The 2,556-nt window shown below is 74.6% G+C and carries 1 protein-coding gene; it reads right to left on the bottom strand.

Features of this window, described 5'->3' with window-relative positions:
- Positions 1 to 397: 397 nt before the first annotated feature.
- Entirely contained in the window at positions 398 to 2,467 is a 2,070-nt protein-coding gene (locus tag ABZV34_RS38415; RefSeq protein WP_356287610.1) for a SpoIIE family protein phosphatase, read from the bottom strand.
- Positions 2,468 to 2,556: the final 89 nt, after the last annotated feature.

Below are 2,556 nucleotides of genomic sequence, written 5' to 3' on the forward strand. Positions count from 1 at the left end.
GTGGTGGCGATCGCCGTCTCGTGGGCATGGTGCGGATCGCCGACTTGTGGACGGCGCACCGGTCGTTGATGGGTGGGCTCGTGCCGGTCGGTCACGATCGGGCGCAGGGCCCGCCGCCCGGCCTCATGCGGTCTCCGTACGCGGCTCTCCCCGGATCCCGGTCCGGTCGGGAGCCGCGTCGTCCCGCGCCCTCCCGCGCCGTCGGCGCCCGGCGGGCGAGGCGGGGGCGGGTGTGTCACCGTGGAAGCAGGCCCGGTTCGTCGCTCCCCGAGGCGGCGGACCGGGCCTCACCATGTGCCGGTGCGACGGCGCCCCTCCGGAGGACCGCGACGCGGTGCGGGCGACGGCCCGTTCGGCCGACGGCAGCCCGTTCGGCGGCCGACGGCCGCTTCGCCCGTCAGGTTCCCTCCGTCGCGCGCAGCAGGAGCAGGGCGACGTCGTCACTGCGCGGGTCGGTGTGGCGGGTGTGCCGGATGAGGGCGTCCGCGAGGGTGTGGACGGGCTGGTCCGCGACGCGGTCGAGGTGATCGGCGAGGTCGGCGGCGGCCTCGCCGATGTCGCCGCCGGGGGTCTCGATCAGGCCGTCGGTGTACAGGGCCAGCAGGGCGCCGGGCGGCAGGGGGATCTCGGTGGTCCGGTAGTCGGCGGCGGAGTCGATACCGAGCAGGAGTCCGGGCGGCAGGTCGAGGACCTGGGTGCGTCCGTCGGCGTCGTGCAGGAGCGGAGGCGGGTGACCAGCGGTGGCCAGCATCGCGCGATGGTGTGCGAGATCGAGATGGGCGTACAGACAGCTGGCGAAGAGGCCCGGGTCGAAGTCGGTGAGCAGACGGTTCGCGCGGGCGAGGACTTCGTCGGGCGATGCCCCCGCCGTCACGTGGACGGCCGTGCGGATCTGTCCCATCAGAGCGGCGGCGTGCACGTTGTGCCCCTGGACGTCACCGATGGCGGCGGCGACGGTGGTGGCGTCCAGACGGATGAGGTCGTAGAAGTCGCCCCCGACATCCATGCCGCGGGCCGCGGGCAGGTACCGGGCCGCGACCTCCAGGCCGGGTACCACGGGCAGGGTGGTGGGGAGCAGGCCGCTTTGCAGGTCGTGGGCGAGCTGGTGCTTGGTGTCGTAGAGGCGGGCGCGGTCGAGGGCCTGGGCGATGAGCCCGGCCAGCGAGGTCAGAACGGCACGCTCGTCGGGGCCGAAGGGGCGGGGACGGTCGAAGGACAGCACCCAGCAGCCGACCGGGCGGCGCGAGACGACCAGCGGAAGGAAGGCCCACGCCGCCCTTCCGGTCAGTCGCGGGATGGCGGGGTGGAACCGTTCCATGTCCTGCGGGGAGCCGAAGAAGAGGGGGATACCGGTGGTGAGGGCGTGCACGGTGGGAGCCGACCTGTCGGTGAGGGGTGGTCCGTCGAAGGGCCGGAGGACCTCGTCCCGGTACCCGCGGGAGCCGACGATCTGCAGTCGGCCGTCCTCGGCCACGGACAGCACGAAGCCCTGCGCGTCGAAGGTGGGCATGATCTGGTCGGCGGCCAGCTCCACCACGTCCTGCACGCTGACGGCCTCGGTGAGTGAGGCGGCCAGGTGCATCAGGTCGTACAGCACGCGTGCCCGCGTAGGGGCGAGGGTGCTGTCCCTGCCGCCCCGCCGCGGGTGGTCCGCCGGACCCGCGTCCTCGGCGGGAGTGACACGGACGGTGGTGCCGGAGACGTCGGGGTGCAGTTCGAAGTCCAGCCACCGGCCCCGCGGGCACAGGGCCGTGAAGACGGCGGGTCGGCGGCTGATCGTCGCGGCTCGCTGGTGGTCCTGGAGGACCGGCTCGTCCAGCCACGGCAGGGCTTCGCACAGCGAGGTCCCGAGCAGGTCCGGAGCACTGCCGCCGACCAGATCACGGGCGGTGGCGTCGATGAAGGTGATCCGGTTGTCCAGGTCGAGGGCCAGACAGCCCTCGGGGAGGCGGTCGACGAGATCGACGGCGGCCAGCGCCTCCGCAGGTCCGGGGGTACGGGTCCGCGGCGGGTCCGGAACATGCGGACGTTCCGCGGGGAGGACCGGGCGCCCGTCGGCGGCGGCCTGCCGCAGGAACGCGCCCACACGGTCGCAGGCGGCGGCGACCGCGTCGCGTTCGCGGGTGCTCAGCAGGCGCGGATGCGTGCCGGGCCACAGGAACGCCAGCGCGCCCCATGTGGTGGCGCCGGTGGTCACCGGTGCGGCTGCCACCGCCACGGGGTAGGGCAGGGTGAGCGCGGTCCGCGGGTACCGGCGGGCCAGCTCCGCGTGACCGGCGACCCACACCAGCCGCCGCTCGCGTACCGCCTCGGCCACGGGTCCCTCGCCCGCCGGGTCGGCCCTTTCCCACAGCGCGACCATCGTGCCCCCGGTCGTCACCGCCAGCTGGAGCACCGGCCGGTCCGGCGCGAACAGGTAGATCCCGCTCACGGACGCACCGGTGTCCCGGGCCGCCGGGAGCAGCAGCGCGCCGAGCGTTTCCGGCCCGGTGGAACCGGTGGAACCGGTCGAGCCCGCGGGCGGGGACGGGCCACGCGCCACCTGTCCGTTCCGCG

This window comes from Streptomyces sp. NPDC005195 (genome assembly GCF_040608315.1).
Taxonomy (GTDB): domain Bacteria; phylum Actinomycetota; class Actinomycetes; order Streptomycetales; family Streptomycetaceae; genus Streptomyces; species Streptomyces kaempferi.